Below are 2,637 nucleotides of genomic sequence, written 5' to 3'. Positions count from 1 at the left end.
CCGCGACCAGTTGCGGGCTGCTGGCGGTCGCCGTACTCAACGTCAATAACATGCGCGATATCGACAGCGACCGGCACAACGGCAAACTTACCCTGGCCGTGCGGCTGGGTGCCTGTCACGCGCGTTATTACCATGCCATGCTGCTTGCCAGCGCGCTGGCAAGCTTTGCTTTGTATGCCAGACTGACGCAGCTGGACGCGGCAGGCTGGCTATTTTTGCTCAGCGTGCCGCTGTTGTTCGGTCAGGCGCGCTTTGTTATCAGGCATCCCTCCGCTGTCGCCATGCGACCGGTCCTGGAGAAAACGGTCAAAGCGACGCTGCTGGTGAATCTGCTTTTCGCTATTGGCCTGGTGATGAATTAATCGCAATGTCCCTGACCTGACGCAATTTTTAACAGCCGATGATTTTGCCAACACCAGTCAGAAAGCGATATACTTAGTGTCCCTGTGGCAAACAGATGAACCCTTATGAAATACGATACTTCCGAACTCTGCGACATCTACCATGAAGATGTGAACGTGGTTGAACCGCTCTTTTCAAACTTTGGTGGCCGCACCTCGTTTGGCGGGCAAATCACCACGGTGAAATGTTTTGAAGATAACGGGCTTCTGTATGATCTGCTGGAAGAAAACGGACGCGGACGCGTGCTACTGGTGGACGGCGGTGGCTCCGTACGGCGTGCGCTGGTCGATGCGGCGTTGGCCCGCCTGGCGTTGCAAAACGAATGGGAAGGGTTAGTGATCTATGGCTCCGTGCGTCAGGTTGACGATTTGGAAGAGCTGGACATTGGCATTCAGGCAATCGCGGCTATCCCGGCAGGTGCCGCGGGCGAAGGCATCGGCGAAAGCGACGTGCGCGTCAACTTTGGTGGCGTAACCTTCTTTTCAGGCGACCACCTCTATGCCGACAATACCGGCATTATCCTTTCCGAAGATCCGCTGGATATCGAATAACAAAAACGGGTGCTGACTGGCACCCGTTCTTTTACCGCCTGCCGTCAAACCTGACTCAGACTTCTTCCATTTTTCCCAACAGCGCACGCAGACGCTCCTGCCAGACATGCTGCTCCTCTTTCAGGTGCTGGTTTTCACGCACCAGGGATTCGCTGTTGCCCGCAGCATGCTGAACCTGCTGATTCAGGTTGTTGTTCTGCTCTTTCAGCTCTTCAATTTCCATCTGCAGCAGCGTGATAGTATCAATCGCCTGCTGTACTTTTGATTCCAGTTTCTCGAACACTTCAAATGACATCGTAAATGACCTCTCCTAATCGCAAGGCGTTGATGTTGCTGACGCAGCCCGATCGCGACGGGCCGATCCGCTGCGGCTTACAACGATGTTCCGATTGTATGTAGAGCGGCCCGCCAAGTCCAGCAGCGAACCTGCTACGAAGCGGAGAGCCGCGTTTTTCAGCACAGACCTGGTGTTTTTAACATTTACCCGCCATTCTTGCGCGGATATTGTTAACAAATTGCAACATGCAACAACAAACGAAAACGGAAAGCCGCCCTGCCGCGTCGCTAAAAGACGCGAAAACGCTCATTTTTTTGAAGCAGCACACAACTTTTGATTTCGCTATTTCTCGTTTATGCGCGTTAACGATAAATTCACAACAACCCCACACAAGATTGGGGCGACTCACGGAAAGAGAAAAAAAACGCTGTACACCATTTAACCTCGCCTTCAGGAAACATCATCATGAGCCAGACAACCACCACCCTTAAAGGGCAGTGCATCGCCGAGTTTCTCGGCGTAGGCACAATTATTTTCTTTGGCGCCGGCTGCGTCGCGGCGGCGAAACTGGCCGGTGCGGTACTGGGCCTGTGGGAAATCAGTATTATCTGGGGCATCGCCGTTGCCATGGCGGTTTACCTGAGCGCGGCGGTTTCTGGCGCACACCTGAACCCGGCCGTTACCCTGGCGCTCTGCCTGTTCGCCAACTTCGAAGGCCGCAAAGTTATTCCTTACATTCTGGCGCAGGTGGCAGGCGCGTTCTGCTCCGCCGCGCTGGTCTATGCACTTTACTACAACCTGTTTCTGGACTACGAGCAGGCGCACCATATGGTACGCGGCAGCGTCGAGAGCCTGGATTTAGCCGGTATTTTCTCAACCTACCCTAACCCGCACATTAGCGTCGGCCAGGCTTTCCTGGTAGAAGCGGTGATCACTGCGGTGATGATGGGGCTGATTATGGCGCTGACCGACGACGGTAACGGCCTGCCGCGTGGCCCGATGGCACCGCTGCTGATCGGCCTGCTGATTGCCATTATCGGTGGCGCAATGGGCCCGCTGACCGGCTTTGCCCTGAACCCGGCCCGTGATTTCGGACCCAAACTCTTTGCATGGCTGGCCGGTTGGGGTAACGTCGCCTTTACCGGTGCTCGCGATATTCCTTATTTCCTCGTGCCAATTTTTGGCCCGATTGTTGGCGCCAGCGTGGGTGCATTCGGCTACCGCTCTCTGATCGCCCGCAACCTGCCAGGTGCAGCTGCGGTAAAGAAGCCAGAGACGATAGCGCGTGCTGAACAGCGTAAAGCGTAAGTGCTAACCCTTTACACATCAGGAAGGATTTATGACTACAGATAAAAAATATATCGTCGCGCTGGATCAGGGTACAACCAGCTCCCGCGCCGTTGTGTT

General features: G+C 54.8%; 4 protein-coding genes. 3 read left to right on the top strand and 1 reads right to left on the bottom strand.

The genetic code is table 11. The features are described 5' to 3' along the window. Together menA and rraA are read left to right on the top strand one after the other, a co-directional pair. A partial coding sequence (menA, locus tag RTK32_RS21000) for a 1,4-dihydroxy-2-naphthoate octaprenyltransferase (RefSeq protein ID WP_312047322.1) occupies nt 1-362 on the top strand: 362 nt, incomplete at its 5' end. 105 nt (nt 363-467) lie between these two features. Beyond that, a complete protein-coding gene (gene rraA / locus RTK32_RS20995; RefSeq protein ID WP_125290574.1) occupies nt 468-953 on the top strand; it encodes a ribonuclease E activity regulator RraA in 486 nt (161 codons plus the stop codon). Nucleotides 954-1,008: 55 nt separating this feature from the next. Here rraA and zapB read toward each other — a convergent pair whose 3' ends face one another. Continuing rightward, nucleotides 1,009-1,248: a cell division protein ZapB gene (gene zapB, locus RTK32_RS20990; protein WP_312047320.1), complete on the bottom strand. Its 240-nt coding sequence runs from the start codon at nt 1,246-1,248 to the stop codon at nt 1,009-1,011. 447 nt (nt 1,249-1,695) lie between these two features. On the opposite strand from zapB, the gene RTK32_RS20985 reads away from it, so the two are divergent. Beyond that, the gene (locus RTK32_RS20985) at nt 1,696-2,538 is read left to right on the top strand and encodes an MIP/aquaporin family protein (RefSeq protein WP_312047318.1); all 843 of its coding nucleotides are present in this window, start codon (nt 1,696-1,698) and stop codon (nt 2,536-2,538) included. Nucleotides 2,539-2,637: the final 99 nt, after the last annotated feature.

The organism is Erwinia sp. (assembly GCF_031978025.1).
Taxonomy (GTDB): Bacteria; Pseudomonadota; Gammaproteobacteria; order Enterobacterales; family Enterobacteriaceae; genus Erwinia.
This window is presented reverse-complemented; position numbering and strand designations above follow the sequence as displayed.

Bases quoted from the DNA above. Each gene is read 5' to 3' on its own strand.
- rraA (WP_125290574.1), top strand. From the start codon at position 468: ATGAAATACGATACTTCCGAACTCTGCGACATCTACCATGAAGATGTG.
- zapB (WP_312047320.1), bottom strand. From the start codon at position 1,248: ATGTCATTTGAAGTGTTCGAGAAACTGGAATCAAAAGTACAGCAGGCG.
- RTK32_RS20985 (WP_312047318.1), top strand. From the start codon at position 1,696: ATGAGCCAGACAACCACCACCCTTAAAGGGCAGTGCATCGCCGAGTTT.